This window comes from Marinobacter sp. ST-43, assembly GCF_030541085.1.
Lineage (GTDB): Bacteria > Pseudomonadota > Gammaproteobacteria > Pseudomonadales > Oleiphilaceae > Marinobacter > Marinobacter nauticus.
Genome location: NZ_JASSVO010000004.1, coordinates 133,341 through 149,908, shown reverse-complemented (window position 1 = coordinate 149,908; position 16,568 = coordinate 133,341). Strand labels below are relative to the sequence as shown.

Below are 16,568 nucleotides of genomic sequence, written 5' to 3'. Positions count from 1 at the left end.
GTGGCTGGTGATTGTTGTTATCTGGCGTTGATTACTGCTGGTTCTTGTAATCAAAAATTTCCTTGGGCGTGACCATATCGCCGGTGTTGTTACCCCAGGCATTACGCTCATAGGTAATCACCGCGGCCAGGTCCACTTCGCTCAGCTGGTTGCCGAACGCCTGCATCGCCGTCCCGGACTTGCCGTTCACCACAATGTCGATGTGAGCCGTCATATCCCCGGTCGCAATCGGGCTACCCTTGAGCGCGGGGAACGCCGGGGGGGCCCCGCTGCCATCCGCCTGGTGGCAGGCCGCACAGGCTGTGGCGTAGGCCTTCTCACCACGCTCCATCAGTTCTTCCAGAGTCCAGTCTTTCTGGGTCAGCTGGCGCTCTTTCTCGGCTGCCTCGCGCTGCTCCGCCACCCAGGCGTTGTATTCCTCTTCCGGCACCGCCTCAACCACCACCGGCATGAAGCCGTGGTCCTTGCCACACAGCTCGGTGCACTGGCCACGGTAAATGCCCGGCTCATCCACCCGAGTCCAGGTTTCATTGATAAATCCGGGGATGGCATCTTTCTTCACACCAAACTCCGGCACCCACCAGGAGTGGATTACATCATTGGCGGTCAACAGAAAACGCACTTTCTTGCCGACTGGAATCACCAGCGGGTTGTCCACTTCCAGGAGGTAGTTTTCACCCTTGGCCTGGCGGTTCTCGATCTGGTCCCGGGGTGTGGACAGGCTGGAGAAATAACCGAAATCTTCATTGATATACTCATACTGCCAGCGCCACTGATAGCCGGTGACCTTGATATCCACTTCGGATTCGGTGGTGTCGTACATCTCCACCAGCGTTGCCGTGGCGGGAATGGCCATGGCCACGAGAATGGCGAACGGAATGATGGTCCAGAGAATTTCGACCACCGTGTTCTCGTGGAAATTGGCCGGTTTCGCGCCCTGGGATTTGCGATGGGCGAAAATGGACCAGAACATGACCCCGAACACCACCACACCGATGGCGACGCAGATCCAGAGAATGGTCATGTGAAGGCTGAAAATCTGATTACTGGTGCCGGTTACACCGGGCGTCATGTTCATGGTCCAGTCGGCCACGACCACAGCCGGTGACAACAGACCAGCGGCTAGGGCTACTGCCCGCTTGGCATGCACGCGCATACTGTGTCTCCACAGAGTGTTATTCTTGTCGGATTTTGCGTCATCCCTCCGAAATTTACCGATGGCACTCGCAACCGTCGGAAATCCCCGAGTGAAAGCCTGCTTATGGATACATCAAAATTGAGTATAGACACAGATCAAAAAAAGACTAAAAAATCCTTAAATCCAAATAAGATAAGCGCAGAGTTTTGAGAAGCATAAAGAATAAGCAGCGTGCGCCCGGCATCATTGACCGACGCCTGTGGGCACTGGCCTGGCCACTGATGCTGACCAATCTCACCGTGCCCCTGCTGGGCCTGGTGGACACCGCCGTGCTCGGCCATCTGCACAGTCCGGAATACCTGGGCGCGGTTGCCGTGGGCGCCAACCTGTTCAGCATCCTGTACTGGACTTTCGGTTTCATGCGCATGGGCACCACCGGACTGGCGGCGCAGGCCTGGGGCAAACGGGATGCCTTTGCTCAGGTCGCGCTGCTATTACGCTCAATCCTGCTGGCCATCGGCATCGGGCTGTTACTGATCCTGTTTCACCAACCGTTGATCCGAATCGGTCTGAAGCTGATGAATCCCAGCCCTGAGGTGGCCGCTCTGGCCGCAGAATACGCGGCTATCCGGATCTGGAGTGCGCCAGCGGTGCTGTGCCAGTACACCCTGGTGGGCTGGCTGATCGGTACCCAGTTCCCCCGCGGCCCCATGGTGATGCTGATCATCGCCAACGGCATCAACATTGTGCTGGACGTGTTCTTCGTTACGGTACTGGGCTGGAACAGCCGGGGCGTGGCCATGGCCACCGTGATGGCGGAATACGGTGCTGCCCTGATCGGGTTTGCCATCGTGCTCCGGAGGATGCCGGAAGGCCAGCGACTGACCCGCGCGCTGTTCGGGCAGCTGGCAGACTACCTGACCATTCTGCGGGTGAACCGTTACATCATGGTTCGCACCATTGCCCTGCTGCTGGTACTGGCGTTTTTCACCGCTCAGGGTGCCCGGCAGGGCGATGTCATCCTGGCCGCCAACGCCGTGCTGATCACCTTTTTGCTGGTGATTTCCAATGCCCTGGACGGATTCGCCAATGCTGCCGAAGCTTTGGTGGGTGAGGCCATTGGCCAGAACAGCCGGCGCCGGTTCCGCATGGTCTTCCTGAGCGCCCTGCGCTGGTCGATCTGGGGTGCGTTGCTGCTGACCGTTGCGTTCGTGCTCGGCGGCCGCTGGCTAATCAGCCTGCTGACCGGTCTGGAGGAGGTGCGAACTACCGCCTGGCAATACCTGCCCTGGCTCTGGCTGCTGCCATTTGCCTCGGTCTGGGGTTTTCTGCTTGATGGTGTGTTCATCGGCGCCACCCGCACCCGGGAAATGCAGAACACCATGCTGTTTTCAGCGCTGGCTGTGTTTCTGCCGGTCTGGTGGCTGACCACCGGGTGGGGCAACCACGGACTCTGGTTTGCGCTCATTACGCTGATGCTGGCGCGAGCCGGAAGCATGGGCTGGTTGTGCTGGCGCTATACCCGCGAGGACCGGTGGTTTGATGCCCGCTGAAGCCTGCTATACACACCGTAACCGTTAAATTTGCCAGTACAGGCAGCAAGGCAACAAATCTTGGCTACACTAGTCAGAAACGGCAGGCATGTTGCGGTAGCCAGCCCCTGCTTTCCTGCCTCCGGTTACTCCTTGATAGAACGGGAGGCGCCTTGCGACCTCAAATTGTTCAGACTTCGGCATCTCCTGAAATGACACCACAGGCCGTCCTTGAAATCATCGATCAGGCAAGGCGCCAGGAAGCACGATCCGGCGCCTTCTTACGCCAGATGAAAGAGAAAGCTGCCCGGCTGCCGGGTTCGGTGGTGGTGGATGGCTATCAACCGGCAACGTCCCTGTTCCAGTTCGCGGTGGAATACATTGAAATGGCGCCCAGGCTGGTGGAATGTGTTGACGCCTGTGCCCGGGAAGCCGGCATAACCGAACTGTTCCAACCCTTCATTGATGCCGCTACCCGCTACTTCACCCAGCCCTCGGTACTGCTGGTGCGCTACGATGGCCTGGACGGGCTGCTCATACGCGCCTACCTGTGTCACCGGTTGATGGAAGAAATGCACGATAACAACCGCTCTACCCGCGCCAGCGAACTGATTGACCTGGAAGCCACCCGGGCCAACCTGTTGGTGCACGAGCTCATTGGTGAACCCTTCGCCAATGAGCTGGACGATGCCATTACCGTTACCGTACTCCAGATTGCCGGCACCCCGGATTATTACGACCTGGACCTGGAACCCTTCATCGACCAGGTCAATAACCAGGCCTGGGACTGGATGCGACAGTACTGGGAAAACCTGCTGGAGCGGAACCACATCCGCTTCGCCCTCGGGCCGTCGTGCTGAGTTTAATAACAACACGTCACTGAATTGCCTCCGGAAAAACAGTATTCTTGCCCTCCCGAACAACACTGAGGAGGCCAAACGTGCTGGATAATGCCGATCTGGGAAAACTGATTGTACGGCTGACACTGGGCGGGTTACTGCTGTTCCACGGCATCGCCAAACTGCTCAATGGCATTGGCTTTATCGAAGGCCAGCTGGCCAGCCATGGCCTGCCCACGATCCTGGCCTACGGCGTCTATATCGGGGAAGTGATTGCACCGCTGATGGTGATTCTCGGATACCAGACCCGGATTGGCGCCCTGATCATTGTCTTCAACATGATCGTCGCCATCGCCCTGGTGCATGGCCATCAGCTGTTGACCCTGAGCAGCAATGGCGGCTGGGCGCTGGAACTTCAGGGCTTCTTCCTGTTCACCGCACTGGCGCTGATTTTCCTGGGGCCGGGCCGGTACAAGCTCAAGAACTGAGGTCAGCCGGTGGTGGGCGCAACCGCTTTCGGGTGCCAGACCACCACCCGGTTGCGCCCATCAGACTTGGCGGCGTAGAGCGCCTCATCGGCGCGGCGAATCAGTTCCTGACAATCGGATTGCCGGTTGGGGGTCAGTGTCGCCACACCCAGACTGATGGTCAGGCTGACCGGCGACATATGCTCGCCGCTGTTGACCGGCGTTCGGGCGACCGATAGCCGCATCCGTTCCGCCACTTGCTGCGCGCCGGCCACATCCGTGGTGGGCAGCAGAATGGCGAACTCCTCACCGCCGTAACGAGCCACCAGGTCTCCAGAGCGCTGGACTTCATCGGACAGAATTGCGGCCAGCGCCACCAGACAATCGTCTCCCACCAGATGGCCGAAGCGGTCGTTCACCTGCTTGAAGTGGTCAATATCCAGCAGAATCAGGCTCAATTCATGCTCGTGACGCAACGCCCGGTTCCACTCGGTTTCCAGTTTCTCATCAAACCGGCGCCGGTTGGCGACGTGAGTCAGGCCATCGGTCAGGCTGATGGCCCGTAACTGCTCGTTTGCCTGCTCCAGCTCCTCGGTGCGTTCCCGAACCCGGGATTCCAGGGTCAGGTTGGCCTGGCGCTGTATGTCCAGGGCATGCTCCTGGGCCTGTTGCCGGCGCCGGCGCTCCATGTTGATCCGGTAGGCCAGGGCAAACGACAGCAGAATCACCTCAACCGCCACCCCGGCCTGGGGCGCCAACTCGGTAAACGGACTGCGCGGAATCCAGCCCAGCTTGCTGACCGCCAGCACCAGATGCCCCAGCAGCAAGGGCGTCCAGGCAAGTACATAAAAGCCGCCCAGGATCTGGCCCCTGCGCCAGACATTGATACCAATCAGCCAGGCCACCGGGGTCGCGAACGCAGCCAGACTGCTTATCCAGATAATGCCCACCTGGTAAGAACCGAGGAAACCATAGATCAGACCCAACAGGTTGACCGCCAGCAGTGCCTGAAGAATCCGATAACCCCAGCGCGAGTAACTCTTGACCAACAGGAATTTCATGGTGAAAACAATGGCCGCAATCAGCGCGGCACTGACCACCGGCACAGTGAAGTAACGGTTGATCCACGGCACGTCAGGCCAGAACCACTGGAACAGCAGGCCATTGAAGTTGAGCTGCACAGCACCGGAACAGACAACCGTCAGCACATACCAGAGGTAGGTCTGGTGGCGGACAATCAGGAACAGAAACAGGTTATACAGGGCCAGAGCGACCACGATTCCCAGGAACATGGTCTGCCAGCCATAGGAAATCTGCTCGTTAGCAAGAAATTCGGCGGACGGGGTTACCGCGACGGGAACCTGAACCGAGCCCTGGGTCTGCACACGAATCCAGGCGGTGACCGGCTCGGTATTGGACGGCACCAGAAAGACGAAATTGCGGTGCACAATCGGCCGGCTGTCGAACGGCCGGGTGTCCCCGGTGTGATGGGATTCGATAATCCGGCCATCCAGTTCCCAATACACCGACACTTCATCGAGCAGGGGATAACCCACTTCCAGAACCCGGTTGGCGGGTTGCGACGGTACCCGTACCTGCAACCAGAATTCGTCGTCACTGAATCCCCGGTTCAGGGTCTGGCCTGCGGGAACCGTCTGCCACTGGTCAGGGCCGATGGCGCGGACCGCCTCGACATCCCTGGCCCCCTGAGGTACCGACAACCATTGGAAGGCTACCGGCTCGGCATGGGCAGCATTGAAGGCCAAGCACAGCAGCAAGGTAAGGAATATGCCTGTTCTGCGGGAAATGCGCCCGTTCATTCTTGTCTGTAATTTCCGGCCCGAGGTGCTTGAACTACACTGTTGTGTTCTGATGGGAAACACCATAACCAACCGTGCTTCACAAACAGTGTAGACGGATATCCCGCTCAAGTCCGACGAAATTAAGGGGTAAAGCCCCGCTACCACCAGAGAGGAAGACATGCCCGAACGCAGACACACGGTTCAGCCCGGCCGCTACCGGCACTACAAAGGCAAGGACTACGACGTGATCGGCGTGGCCCGCCACAGCGAAACCGAAGAGCCGCTGGTGGTCTATCGCTGCCTGTACGGCGACCATAGTCTATGGGTTCGCCCGCTCCCCATGTTTCTGGAAACCGTCGATGTGGCCGGCGAACAGGTTCCCCGTTTCATGCGAGTTGAGGACGAGTAACGGTTACACAACCGTTTTGACTGCGGCGGCCATTTCCTGCACATTAGCGCACTTTTCGTGCTGCCGGCGCCCAAAAGGTGCCGGTAAACCCTCGATTCCTATCCGGAGTTTGCCATGAATGCCGTAGTTGCCGCGGTACTGATCATGCTCGTACTGAGCCTGTGCCGCATTCACGTTGTTGTTGCCCTGATCATCGGCGCCATTTCCGGTGGCCTGGTGGCGGGCATGTCCCTTGAAGAGACCATCAATGCCTTCAATACCGGCCTGGGCGGTGGTGCCACCGTGGCCTTGTCCTATGCCACCCTGGGCGCGTTTGCCGTCGCAATCGGAAAATCGGGGCTGGCCCACGCCCTGGCCGACAAGGCCCTGGCCATGGTGGGCCGGCAGGATGAAGGGGGCGCTGCCACCGGCATCCGGTTCATGATCATCGGTCTGCTGCTGGCCATTGCCGTATCGTCCCAGAACATCCTGCCGATTCACATCGCCTTCATTCCGCTGGTCGTGCCGCCACTGCTGTACGTGATGGCGAAGTTGAACATGGACCGCCGGCTGGTGGCCTGCGTGCTGACCTTCGGCCTGATCACGCCTTACATGTTCCTGCCGGTAGGCTTCGGCGGTATCTATCTGAACGAGATCCTGCTGGCCAATGTGGCCGACAACGGCGTTGATGCCAGCAACCTGAACGTCATGTCTGCCATGGCGCTGCCGGCCCTGGGCATGCTCCTGGGCCTGCTGGTTGCGGTCTTCTTCAGCTACCGGGGCGGTCGCGGCTATGACCTCAAGCGTATCGAACAGACCGAGCGTGTGGATGTGAAATACAGCCCCAGAACGCTGGTGATGGCGCTGGTCGCCATTGCTGTGGCGTTCGTGGTGCAACTCTGGCTGGGCTCCATGATCCTGGGCGCCCTGGCCGGCTTCGTGCTGTTCAATGTCTCTGGCGTGGTGAAATGGAAAGAAGCCGACGACCTGTTCACCGAAGGCATGAAAATGCTGGCCATGATCGGCTTCATCATGATTGCCGCCAACGGCTTTGCGGAAGTCATGCGGGAAACCGGCGAAATCGCCACTCTGGTGGAAGGTTCGGTCGCCGCCATAGGCGAGAACAAGGCGCTGGCAGCATTGCTGATGCTGGTGGTGGGCCTGTTGATCACCATGGGCATCGGGTCATCGTTCTCGACCATCCCCATTATCGCCGCCCTGTATGTGCCACTGGCGCTGCAACTGGGCTTCAGCCCCCTGGCCATCGTGGCCCTGGTGGGTACGGCGGGTGCTCTGGGTGATGCCGGCTCTCCGGCATCAGACTCCACTCTTGGCCCCACCGCCGGCCTGAATGTGGATGGCCAGCACAACCATATCTGGGACACCGTGGTGCCCACGTTCCTGCACTACAACCTGCCACTGCTGGCCTTCGGCTGGCTGGCCGCCATGGTGCTCTGAGGCACCGGCAACACCCTCGGTTTGCCACCGGCCAAAGACGGCCAGGCAAGCCGGGGGATCAGTCTTCTGAACCGGACTTGAAGAACACCACCTGTTTTACCGTGTGATCATCCTTGTTGTCGCGCTTGTTCACCCGGGTCTCGATCTCCGGTGCCGCCGGCTGCTCCTGATCGGACATGGCATCGGTAAAACCGCATGCCACGCATTCGCGCACCTGCTCACCGTCGTCATCGGTAAACATCATGATCTTGTCCATCTCCGCACAACGGGGACAGACAGCACCGGCGATAAAGCGTTTCGGACTCGTCATAACTCAACTCCAGATAAGTCACCCGATGGCCAGTACGACCACCGGGCGTGATTGTATCAGGCCGCTTCGTCCGTAATGCCGGTCTGCTTCAGCAAGGCATCCACCTCGGGCTCCCGGCCCCGGAACGCCTTGAACAGCTCCATGGGCTCCTGCGAACCGCCTTTCTCCAGAATGTTGTGCAGGAAGGCCTTGCCGGTTTCCGGATCAAAAATACCATTCTCCTCAAACAGCGAGAACGCATCGGCCGCCAGCACTTCCGCCCACTTGTAGCTGTAATAGCCCGCCGCGTAGCCCCCGGCGAAAATGTGGGAGAAAGCATTCGGAAAACGATTGAACTCCGGCGCCTGAACCACGGCAATCTCTTCCCGCACTGTCCGGTGCATGTCGAGCGGATTGGTCGGCGCCTGCTCGCTGAATTCCGCATGCAACCGGAAATCGAACAGCGAGAACTCCAGCTGCCGCACCATGGCCATCCCGGACTGGAAGTTCTTGGCCGCCAACAGTTTCTGCAGCAGATCTTCCGGCAGCGGTTCTCCGGTTTCATGGTGACTGGCAATCAGTGCCAGCGACTCCGGATTCCAGCACCAGTTCTCCAGGAACTGGCTGGGCAACTCCACCGCATCCCAGGCCACACCGTTAATGCCCGACACATCCATCACCTCCACCTGGGTCAGCATGTGATGCAGGCCATGGCCAAACTCGTGGAACAGGGTGGTGACTTCGTCGTGGGTCAGCAGCGACGGCTTGCCGTCCACCGGCGGCGTGAAGTTGCAGGTCAGGAACGCTACTGGCAACTGCAACCGGCCGCGCAGATCGCGCCAGCGCACCCGGCAGTCCGCCATCCAGGCACCACCACGTTTGCCCTGGCGGGCATAGAGGTCCAGGTAGAACCAGGCAATCGGCTCGCCGTGGCGACTGATGCAGTAGGCCTGGGCATCTGCGTGCCAGGTTTCCACCTCCGGATGGGCTTCGATCTGAACATCAAACAGCTTCTCTGCCACCCGGAACAGGCCCGGCACCACCTTGTCCACCGGGAACCAGGGGCGCAGGGTTTCCGGAGAAATGTCATAACGCTTCTGGCGCAGCTTCTCGCTGTAATAGCCGACATCCCAGGCCTGAAGATCCTCGACGCCGTATTCGTCTTTCACAAACGCCTTCAGCTCGGCGAACTCCTTCTCCGCCTGGGGCTTGGATTTCGCCGCCAACTGATTCAGGAATTCCATCACCTCATCGACACTGCGGGCCATCTTGGTGGCCAGCGAACGCTCGGCGTAGTTGTCGAATCCGAGCAACTGGGCGAGGGCATGGCGACGCTTGAGAATCTCAGCCATCACCGGGGTATTGTCCCACTTCGCGGCATCCGGGCCCTGATCTGACGCCCGGGTAACAAACGCCTCGTACACTTCCCGGCGCAGGCTGCGGTTGTCACCGTAGGTCATCACCGGATAGAAACTCGGGAAATCCAGGGTAATCACATAGCCGTCCAGCTCCTTCTGCCGGGCCGCCTGCCTGGCGCCTTCAATGGCCGTTTCCGGCAGACCGGACAGCTCGTCCACATCGGTGATGTGCTTGTACCAGTGCTGAGTGGCGTCCAGCACGTTATCGCTGAACTTGTTGGACAGTTCCGCCAGCTCCCGGGACAGTTCCGCGTAACGCTTTTTCTTGTCCTCAGGCAGATCCACACCACCGAGCCGGAAATCCCGCAGGATGTTCTCGATGGACTTGCGCTGGGATTCGCTCAGATTGTGGAAATCATCGCGGGCGGCCAGTTTTTTATAGGCCTCACACAAGGCACTGTTCTGGCTGACTTCCGTGCTGTATTCGGTCAGTTTTTCCAGGCAGTTCTTGTACACTTTGCGCAGGTCATCGTTGTTCATGACACCGTTCAGGTGGGAGATCACCGACCAGGCATTGCTTAGCTTGTTTTCCAGCTCCTGCATGGGCTGAGCCAGAGTTTCCCAACTGGGATCCTCCTGCTGGGCCAGCGTCTGGATCTTCATCCGGTTCTCGCTGAGAATCTGGTCTATGGCCGTTTCCATGTGCTCGGTACGGATATGACCGAACTTCGGCAACAGATCGTCAGTCAGTAGCGGGTTATTCATAGGTCCCCTTCTCAGCCGTTCGTTAATGAGATAGCTTGCACCAACTTACGGGGTGCCGGTGGGGGATGGCTTTCAGAAACTGTGTGGAGCCAGGGATGGCGGAACTCAAGCGTCACAGGGGCTCCGCCGAGCGTTTATGAAGCGAAGCTTCATGCGACCGCTGAGCGACCGCAATCTGTGATTGCGGGCCGGACTCCGCAGGAGTGCCGAAGGAGCGTGTTTCTGAAAGCCATCCCCCACCGGCACCTTGCACCGCACTTGGACAGCATTGAGGTATATGTAATGGCGAATGTACGAACTCACAAGGGTATCACACCACAATTTGGCGAACGCACCTGGGTAGACGACAGCGCCGTGGTCATCGGAGATGTACAAATGGGGGAGGATTGCTCGGTCTGGCCCATGACCGTAATCCGAGGCGACATGCACAAGATCCGCATCGGCGACCGTTGCAGCATCCAGGACGGCTCGGTGCTGCACATCACCCACGCCAGCGACTACAACCCCGGCGGCTGGCCGCTGATCCTGGGCGACGACGTGACCGTTGGCCACAAAGCCCTGCTGCATGGCTGCACCATTGGCAGCCGGGTTCTGGTCGGCATGGGCTGTACCGTAATGGACGGCGCCGTGGTGGAAGACGAAGTCATTATCGGCGCCGGCACCCTGGTACCGCCAGGCAAACGCCTGGAATCCGGCTACCTGTACGTGGGCTCCCCGTGCAAGCAGGCCCGGGCCCTGAGCGACAAGGAAAAAACGTTCTTCAAATACACTGCCGCCAACTACGTCAAACTGAAAGACGAATACCTGAATCCCTCAGAATAAAAAGCAGCGGCAAGGCAGCCTTGCCGGGAATCAATTCCCGGCCGCTGCCTTTTTTTGTGCGCCGGCGTTTTCCAGGACGCGGGCATACTCTGCACTACGCCGGTGAAGAGCAACCCGATCCAGAATGGTTGCTCCGTGTTCGTCTTCAGCATTCAGGTCACGACCGGCTTCAACAAAAAAGCTGATAAAGCGCTCGAAGTCTTCGGCCCGCATAGATTCATAAGCCCGACTCAGCACGAAATAATCGGCATTGATGCTTCGGTCCCAGGGGGTCAGGTCGAGATAGCTCTTTACCCGCTCGTCACTCCATTCCTCACCAATGACTTTCGGTTTGTCCGGTCCGCTCATGCTGGCATCTCCTGCTGTGTGCAATTCAGGGCGCACAGTATAAGGCTTTGAATGGGCAGAGGTTATATGAATCCACTATGAGTATCTGCGCTGCGAGCATAAGGAGAGCGGAGATACCGGCGGCTCAGGGCAGGATTTCCACCGGCAGGTCTGCGGTGGGCACTTCATCACTGCATTCGGGGTTACGGATGGCGATTTCCACCCGGCGATTGATAGCGCGGTTTTCCGGGCTGGTGTTGGGGGCCAGTGGCCGGGTCTCGGCACGGCCCGCGGCAACGACCCGCTCGGCGGGGATATCCCGGTTGAGTACCAGTTCATGCACCACCGAGACCGCCCGGGCAGCAGACAGGTCCCAGTTTGAGCGGTACTGACTGCTGGAAATCGGTCGATCGTCGGAATGCCCGGAAACCACCACATCCCCGCTACAGGCAGACAGTACACTCACCACACGCTCGATGATCGGGATCATTTCCGGCTTGATGGTGGCGTCGCCAGAGCGGAAGGTCGCTTCCTCCGAGAACCGGATAACCACCTGATCCTCGTCGTAGTTCACATGCAGGGCTTCGGAAGCCACTTCCTCTTCCAGTTCCCGAACCAGACGCCCGGCCAGGTCCAGCACACCGCCGGGTATCTGCCGGGTTTCCGAGCGCTCGGTACGCTCATCAATAAACTCAGGTTGTTGTTGCAACGACTCCGACGGTTCGGGCAGCGAGACGGTATCCGATTCAACCAGGGTAATAGGGGAGCCACCCACGTCCTCCGCCACCACGTTGCTGGAGCCAAAGGCCAGCGACATGGAGTTGGCCATGGCCCGGTACTTTTCCACATCCATTTCGGCGAAGGACAGCAGCAGAATAAAAAACGTCAGCAGCAATGTGGCCAGATCGGCAAACGTCACGATCCAGTCCGGGGTGCCTTTCTTGCCCCGGTTCTTTTTCAGTGGCCGTGCCGGTTGCAAACCTCAGGCCTCCCGCTCGGGTTCGAGGTTGGTGCGGTGTTCCGGAGACACGTAGGAAGACAGCAGTTCGGTCATAACCCTGGGGTTTTCACCGCGCATGATGCTCTTGATGGAGGTAATGATCAGCATCTGGTTACGGGCATCGTCTTCCGCCTTCAGCTGCAACTTGTCGGCCAGGGGTAACGCCATCAGCTGGGCAATGAATGCGCCGTACAGGGTGGTCAGCAGGGCAATGGCCATGGCCGGACCAATAGAGGAAGGATCATCAAGGGTATTGAGCATTTGCACCAGCCCCACCAGGGTACCGAGCATGCCGATGGCCGGTGCCGATTCGCCAATACCGCGGAACACCCGTTCCGCCACTTCGTAGCGTTCGGCGGTCTGCTGGCTATCCTGCAACAGGGCCTCTTCCACCAGTTCCGGCGGGTGGCCATCGACACAGAGGTTGATGGCTTTCTGCAGGAACTCGTCCTTGGTGTCATGGTTCTCCAGACCCAGAATGCCCTCCTTGCGAACCACCCGGGCCAGCACGCCCACTTCCCGAATCAGTTCCGCCGGGCGCGCCAACCGGTCCGTAAAGGCTGCGCGGAAAGCCAGTCGGAAAGCACTCAGCACGGAGGGCATCCGGAATTTGATCAGGGTTACGGCAAACGTACCCCCGAGTACGATGGCCAGGCCTGGCAGGTTCAGAAAGGTAAGCACGGTTGCATTCGCCAACATGGCGAGCAACACAATCAGGGTTCCGGCTAGCAACCCGACAAGCGTAAGAATATCCATAACTGACCCTTATCGACGGCTCGGCTGCATCGCCTGCCTCAGTCTGTTCTCAGTTCCTCGATGACGGCCGAGGTTTCCGGGCGTACGCCCCGCCACACGAAAAAAGCTTCGGCAGCCTGTTCCACCAACATACCCAGACCGTCAAACACGTGTACGGCGCCATGATCCAGGGCCCACTGGTTAAACGTGGTGGTCTGCAGAGAATACATCATGTCGTAGACCACGGTATCTGCGCCGATCACATCTGCCGTAATGGCTGGCAAATCGCCCTTCAGGCTGGCGCTGGTGCCGTTGATCACCAGATCAAACGGTCCTTCGACCTGCTCAAAACCACAGGCCGAGAGTTCAATGCCACTGTGTTCCCGGCCGAACAGCCGGGCCAGCGCTTCGGCCCTGGCGACAGTACGATTGGCCACAACCACACTGGCGGGCTGCTCGTCCAGCAGAGGCCCGAGCACACCGCGCACCGCACCACCAGCGCCCAGCACCAGCACACGCGCGCCCTTCAGAGGCACGCCATGGTTGTCCCGGAGGTCGCGAACAATACCCACACCATCTGTGTTATCGGCCACCAGCTGGTCTTCTTGATCCAGATAGAGAGTATTGGCGGCACCTGCCAGCTCGGCCCGGTGAGTCCGGTGCTCGGCCAGGGTCCAGGCCTGTTCCTTGAACGGCACCGTAATGTTCAGACCCTTGCCGCCGTGGTCAAAGAAGTGATGAACGGTGCCGGCGAAATCCTCCAGCGGCGCCTGAATCGCGGTGTATTCCACGGCCTCACCGGTCTGTTGGGCAAACAGGCTGTGGATACGGGGTGATTTGCTGTGGCTGATGGGGTTGCCCACCACGGCATACAGATCGTTAGTCATTACATTCCTCCAACCAGTCACGGCCGGTCAGAAAATACTCGGTCAGCCGGGCTTCCTCAGTGCCTGGCTCCGGACGGCGGTCGTAATCCCAGCGCACCAACGGGGGCAGGGACATCAGGATAGACTCGGCCCGGCCGCCCGACTGCAGTCCAAACAGCGTGCCCCGGTCGTACACCAGGTTAAACTCGACATAGCGGCCCCGGCGGTAGAGCTGGAATTCCCGCTCCCGTTCCCCCCAAGGCTGATCCATACGCCGGCGCACAATCGGCTCGTAGGCCTCAATGTAACTGTCGCCCACGGCCTGCATAAAGGCAAAGTCACGGTCGAAATCGCCAGTGTTGTAGTCATCAAAGAACAGCCCGCCAACGCCCCGTGGCTCCTGCCGGTGTTTGAGGTAGAAATAGTCGTCGCACCAGCGCTTGTAGTCCGCGTAGACGGAGTCACCGAATGGCTGGCAGGCTGCCTTTGCGGTGCGGTGCCAGTGCACGCAGTCTTCCTCAAATCCGTAATAGGGCGTGAGGTCATAGCCACCACCGAACCAGTACACCGGAGCGCTGTCCTCCGGCGTAGCGATGAAAAAGCGCACGTTGGCATGAGACGTGGGCACGTATGGATTGTTCGGATGAATCACCAGCGACACCCCCATGGCCTGCCAGGGTGCGCCCGCCAGGTGAGGGCGGTGAGCCGTGGCAGACGCTGGCATGGTCTCGCCCATCACGTGGGAAAAGTTAACGCCGCCCTTCTCGATAACACCACCGTCGGCCAGTACGCGGCTGATACCGCCACCGCCTTCCGGCCGCTGCCAACTGTCACGGATAAACGATGCCTGGCCATCGACCGCTTCCAGCCGCTGACAAATGCGCTCCTGAAGACCGATGAGGTAGTCCTTGACGGCCTGGATATCCGGCTGCTGTGACATGAATTCTCCTAGCGAAACTGTTGACCGGTAACAATATCAATAATGCGACTGGGCTTGCGATTGCCGCCCAGCGCACCGGGGACAATACGATCTATGCGGTCGCCGAAATAGCGCCGCACCTGCCAGATGGCACGGGCCGGCTGACGCCCCGCCGGATTGCATGAGGTACTGACCAGCGGCATACCCGTCGCCTCACACAGGGCCCGCACCACCGGATGATCACTGACTCGAACGGCGATGGAACTGTGTTTGCCGCGGACCCACTCCGGCACCTGCTGGTTTACGTCCGGCAACAGACAAGTGACCGGCCCTGGCCAGTGGCGCAGAGCCTCGCTCTGAACGGCGTCGGGCAACGGATCCAGCAGGAAACGCACCTGTTCAACCGAGGCTGCCACCAGTATCACGCCCTTCTCCATGGGCCGCTGCTTGAGCTCAAGGATGTATTCGACCGCCTCCCGGTTCCAGGGATCGCACCCCAGTCCCCACACCGCTTCCGTGGGATAGGCGATTACCCCGCCTGCCAGTACCGTCTGGCGGGCAAGAGCCAGTTGAAGAAAACTCGGAGAAGATGTATCCGCCATCAGATATCGGCGCCCTCATGCAGAACAATGAACAAGGTCCCGACCGGTGCGCTGATAACCACCCGGGCAGGCATGGGCGAGGCCCTCAAGCTCCAGGATCAGTAGTGACTGCAGCAACTGATCCGCGGGCAAACCCGTGGCAAGGCCCAGTGCATCGGTAGACTGCGGATCATACCCCAAAGCCTCGAATACCGCGATTTCCCGGCTGTCCAGAAACGACAGGTCTGACGAATTCTCCGTTGCTTCCGGTTCTGCGGGCTGCGCCTGCATGGACCACCAGGTACCCAGTTCTTCCATCACGTCGTCGGCGGTCTCCACCAGCCGGGCGCCCTGGCGAATCAGTTGGTGACAGCCCCGGGCCACCGGGCTGTGCACCGAACCGGGAATGGCAAACACCTCCCGCCCCTGCTCGAGGGCGGTTCGAGCGGTAATCAGTGAACCGCTCCGGAGGCTGGCCTCCACCACCAGCACGCCCCGGGCGAGGCCACTGATAATGCGGTTACGCTGGGGGAAATAGGCGGCCCTGGCCTGGGTGCCCGGCGGGTACTCAGAAACAATCAAGCCGTTCTCAATGATGCGGTGGGCCAGGTTACGATGTTGGGCCGGATACAACCGGTCGAGACCACAACCCACCACCGCCAGTGTCGGATAGCCAGCATCCAGGGCGCCGGCGTGGGCTGCGCCATCTATTCCGAGGGCCAGACCGCTGGTGATCAGCAGCCCCCGCCGGCTGAGTTCGGCAGAAAACTGGCGGGCATGGTCCAGCCCCGCCCGGGTGGCGTTGCGACTGCCGACCACGCCCAGTTGGTCCCGTTGCAATAACTCAACGTTACCCAGGGTATAGAGCACCAGAGGCGCATTGTGGATATGGCGCAGGCATTCCGGGTAGGGCGCCTGGCCTTGTCCGAGCACGCCAATACCCCGTTCCCGACATTGGCGATAGATATCCAGTGCCCGGGCTATGACGCCCTGGCTGAGCTCCCCCGCCTGCCAGGCGACAATCGCCTCCACGGCATCGCCGCCAAGCCCCATGGCGCGAAGCGTGGCAGCATTCAGGGGCAGGATATCGGTGAGCGTATCAACAGAACCCAGAATCCGCTCCCTGAGGGGGATTCCGAACCGGGGCAGCAGTGACAGCAGCAGCCACTGGCCTGCCGGTGTTTGCAGAAATTCCTGATCTGACATTTTCTCTTCCTTGAAAACAACAATGGCCGGGCATTCCGGCCCGGCCATGTCTTATTCCTTCAACTCATCAAACGCG

The 16,568-nt window shown here is 59.7% G+C and carries 17 protein-coding genes; 6 read left to right on the top strand and 11 right to left on the bottom strand.

Going from position 1 to position 16,568, the window contains the following annotated elements; all coding sequences use genetic code 11:
* Window positions 1–31 precede the first annotated feature (31 nt).
* The gene (gene coxB, locus QPL98_RS08250; RefSeq protein ID WP_303293075.1) at window positions 32–1,156 is read right to left on the bottom strand and encodes a cytochrome c oxidase subunit II; all 1,125 of its coding nucleotides are present in this window, start codon (window positions 1,154–1,156) and stop codon (window positions 32–34) included.
* Between the two features lie 188 nt (window positions 1,157–1,344).
* Here coxB and QPL98_RS08245 point away from each other — a divergent pair, with 188 nt between their 5' ends.
* The 3 genes from QPL98_RS08245 to QPL98_RS08235 all read left to right on the top strand — a co-directional run bounded on the left by QPL98_RS08245 (window position 1,345) and on the right by QPL98_RS08235 (window position 3,997).
* Window positions 1,345–2,691, top strand: a complete 1,347-nt coding sequence (locus QPL98_RS08245) for an MATE family efflux transporter (RefSeq protein ID WP_303293074.1) — start codon at window positions 1,345–1,347, stop codon at window positions 2,689–2,691.
* A 191-nt stretch (window positions 2,692–2,882) separates the two neighbouring features.
* Window positions 2,883–3,530 (top strand): hypothetical protein, encoded by a 648-nt coding sequence (locus QPL98_RS08240; RefSeq protein WP_031211724.1) that lies wholly within the window; start codon window positions 2,883–2,885, stop codon window positions 3,528–3,530.
* An 80-nt stretch (window positions 3,531–3,610) separates the two neighbouring features.
* Window positions 3,611–3,997 (top strand): DoxX family protein, encoded by a 387-nt coding sequence (locus tag QPL98_RS08235; RefSeq protein ID WP_014420036.1) that lies wholly within the window; start codon window positions 3,611–3,613, stop codon window positions 3,995–3,997.
* Window positions 3,998–3,999: 2 nt separating this feature from the next.
* Here QPL98_RS08235 and QPL98_RS08230 read toward each other — a convergent pair whose 3' ends face one another.
* Window positions 4,000–5,796, bottom strand: a complete 1,797-nt coding sequence (locus QPL98_RS08230; protein ID WP_303293073.1) for a diguanylate cyclase — start codon at window positions 5,794–5,796, stop codon at window positions 4,000–4,002.
* Between the two features lie 160 nt (window positions 5,797–5,956).
* Between QPL98_RS08230 and QPL98_RS08225 the strand changes: the two genes are divergently transcribed.
* A complete protein-coding gene (locus tag QPL98_RS08225) occupies window positions 5,957–6,187 on the top strand; it encodes a DUF1653 domain-containing protein (protein WP_011783637.1) in 231 nt (76 codons plus the stop codon).
* Between the two features lie 114 nt (window positions 6,188–6,301).
* Window positions 6,302–7,624: a Na+/H+ antiporter family protein gene (locus tag QPL98_RS08220; RefSeq protein ID WP_153739717.1), complete on the top strand. Its 1,323-nt coding sequence runs from the start codon at window positions 6,302–6,304 to the stop codon at window positions 7,622–7,624.
* 58 nt (window positions 7,625–7,682) lie between these two features.
* On the opposite strand, the gene QPL98_RS08215 is transcribed toward QPL98_RS08220, so the two are convergent.
* On the bottom strand, window positions 7,683–7,934 hold the full coding sequence (locus QPL98_RS08215; protein ID WP_153739716.1) for a YheV family putative zinc ribbon protein: 252 nt from the start codon (window positions 7,932–7,934) through the stop codon (window positions 7,683–7,685).
* Window positions 7,935–7,990: 56 nt separating this feature from the next.
* On the bottom strand, window positions 7,991–10,036 hold the full coding sequence (prlC, locus tag QPL98_RS08210; protein ID WP_153739715.1) for an oligopeptidase A: 2,046 nt from the start codon (window positions 10,034–10,036) through the stop codon (window positions 7,991–7,993).
* 282 nt (window positions 10,037–10,318) lie between these two features.
* Here prlC and QPL98_RS08205 point away from each other — a divergent pair, with 282 nt between their 5' ends.
* Window positions 10,319–10,858, top strand: a complete 540-nt coding sequence (locus QPL98_RS08205; RefSeq protein WP_014420031.1) for a gamma carbonic anhydrase family protein — start codon at window positions 10,319–10,321, stop codon at window positions 10,856–10,858.
* 30 nt (window positions 10,859–10,888) lie between these two features.
* Here the strand turns inward: QPL98_RS08205 and QPL98_RS08200 are convergent, their stop codons facing one another.
* The 7 genes from QPL98_RS08200 to dprA form a co-directional block, all read right to left on the bottom strand.
* Complete coding sequence (locus tag QPL98_RS08200; RefSeq protein WP_011783631.1) at window positions 10,889–11,206, bottom strand: PA4642 family protein; 318 nt, start codon at window positions 11,204–11,206, stop codon at window positions 10,889–10,891.
* A 124-nt stretch (window positions 11,207–11,330) separates the two neighbouring features.
* A complete protein-coding gene (locus tag QPL98_RS08195; protein ID WP_153739714.1) occupies window positions 11,331–12,164 on the bottom strand; it encodes a flagellar motor protein MotB in 834 nt (277 codons plus the stop codon).
* A 3-nt stretch (window positions 12,165–12,167) separates the two neighbouring features.
* A complete protein-coding gene (locus QPL98_RS08190) occupies window positions 12,168–12,941 on the bottom strand; it encodes a motility protein A (protein ID WP_014420028.1) in 774 nt (257 codons plus the stop codon).
* Window positions 12,942–12,979: 38 nt separating this feature from the next.
* On the bottom strand, window positions 12,980–13,807 hold the full coding sequence (gene aroE / locus QPL98_RS08185; protein WP_278351391.1) for a shikimate dehydrogenase: 828 nt from the start codon (window positions 13,805–13,807) through the stop codon (window positions 12,980–12,982).
* On the bottom strand, window positions 13,800–14,726 hold the full coding sequence (gene hemF / locus QPL98_RS08180) for an oxygen-dependent coproporphyrinogen oxidase (RefSeq protein WP_303293072.1): 927 nt from the start codon (window positions 14,724–14,726) through the stop codon (window positions 13,800–13,802). The genes aroE and hemF overlap by 8 nt, the downstream gene beginning before the upstream one ends.
* A gap of 8 nt (window positions 14,727–14,734) precedes the next feature.
* A complete protein-coding gene (locus tag QPL98_RS08175; protein ID WP_011783626.1) occupies window positions 14,735–15,307 on the bottom strand; it encodes an L-threonylcarbamoyladenylate synthase in 573 nt (190 codons plus the stop codon).
* 15 nt (window positions 15,308–15,322) lie between these two features.
* Window positions 15,323–16,540 (bottom strand): DNA-processing protein DprA, encoded by a 1,218-nt coding sequence (dprA, locus tag QPL98_RS08170; RefSeq protein WP_206854251.1) that lies wholly within the window; start codon window positions 16,538–16,540, stop codon window positions 15,323–15,325.
* Between the last annotated feature and the right edge of the window lie 28 nt (window positions 16,541–16,568).

Excerpts from the sequence above, each read along its gene's own strand:
- QPL98_RS08200 (WP_011783631.1), bottom strand. The coding sequence starts at position 11,206 with ATGAGCGGACCGGACAAACCGAAAGTCATTGGTGAGGAATGGAGTGAC.
- QPL98_RS08215 (WP_153739716.1), bottom strand. The coding sequence starts at position 7,934 with ATGACGAGTCCGAAACGCTTTATCGCCGGTGCTGTCTGTCCCCGTTGT.
- dprA (WP_206854251.1), bottom strand. The coding sequence starts at position 16,540 with ATGGCCGGGCCGGAATGCCCGGCCATTGTTGTTTTCAAGGAAGAGAAA.
- QPL98_RS08175 (WP_011783626.1), bottom strand. The coding sequence starts at position 15,307 with ATGGCGGATACATCTTCTCCGAGTTTTCTTCAACTGGCTCTTGCCCGC.
- prlC (WP_153739715.1), bottom strand. The coding sequence starts at position 10,036 with ATGAATAACCCGCTACTGACTGACGATCTGTTGCCGAAGTTCGGTCAT.
- aroE (WP_278351391.1), bottom strand. The coding sequence starts at position 13,807 with ATGACTAACGATCTGTATGCCGTGGTGGGCAACCCCATCAGCCACAGC.
- hemF (WP_303293072.1), bottom strand. The coding sequence starts at position 14,726 with ATGTCACAGCAGCCGGATATCCAGGCCGTCAAGGACTACCTCATCGGT.
- QPL98_RS08190 (WP_014420028.1), bottom strand. The coding sequence starts at position 12,941 with ATGGATATTCTTACGCTTGTCGGGTTGCTAGCCGGAACCCTGATTGTG.
- QPL98_RS08225 (WP_011783637.1), top strand. The coding sequence starts at position 5,957 with ATGCCCGAACGCAGACACACGGTTCAGCCCGGCCGCTACCGGCACTAC.
- coxB (WP_303293075.1), bottom strand. The coding sequence starts at position 1,156 with ATGCGCGTGCATGCCAAGCGGGCAGTAGCCCTAGCCGCTGGTCTGTTG.
- QPL98_RS08220 (WP_153739717.1), top strand. The coding sequence starts at position 6,302 with ATGAATGCCGTAGTTGCCGCGGTACTGATCATGCTCGTACTGAGCCTG.
- QPL98_RS08240 (WP_031211724.1), top strand. The coding sequence starts at position 2,883 with ATGACACCACAGGCCGTCCTTGAAATCATCGATCAGGCAAGGCGCCAG.
- QPL98_RS08205 (WP_014420031.1), top strand. The coding sequence starts at position 10,319 with ATGGCGAATGTACGAACTCACAAGGGTATCACACCACAATTTGGCGAA.
- QPL98_RS08230 (WP_303293073.1), bottom strand. The coding sequence starts at position 5,796 with ATGAACGGGCGCATTTCCCGCAGAACAGGCATATTCCTTACCTTGCTG.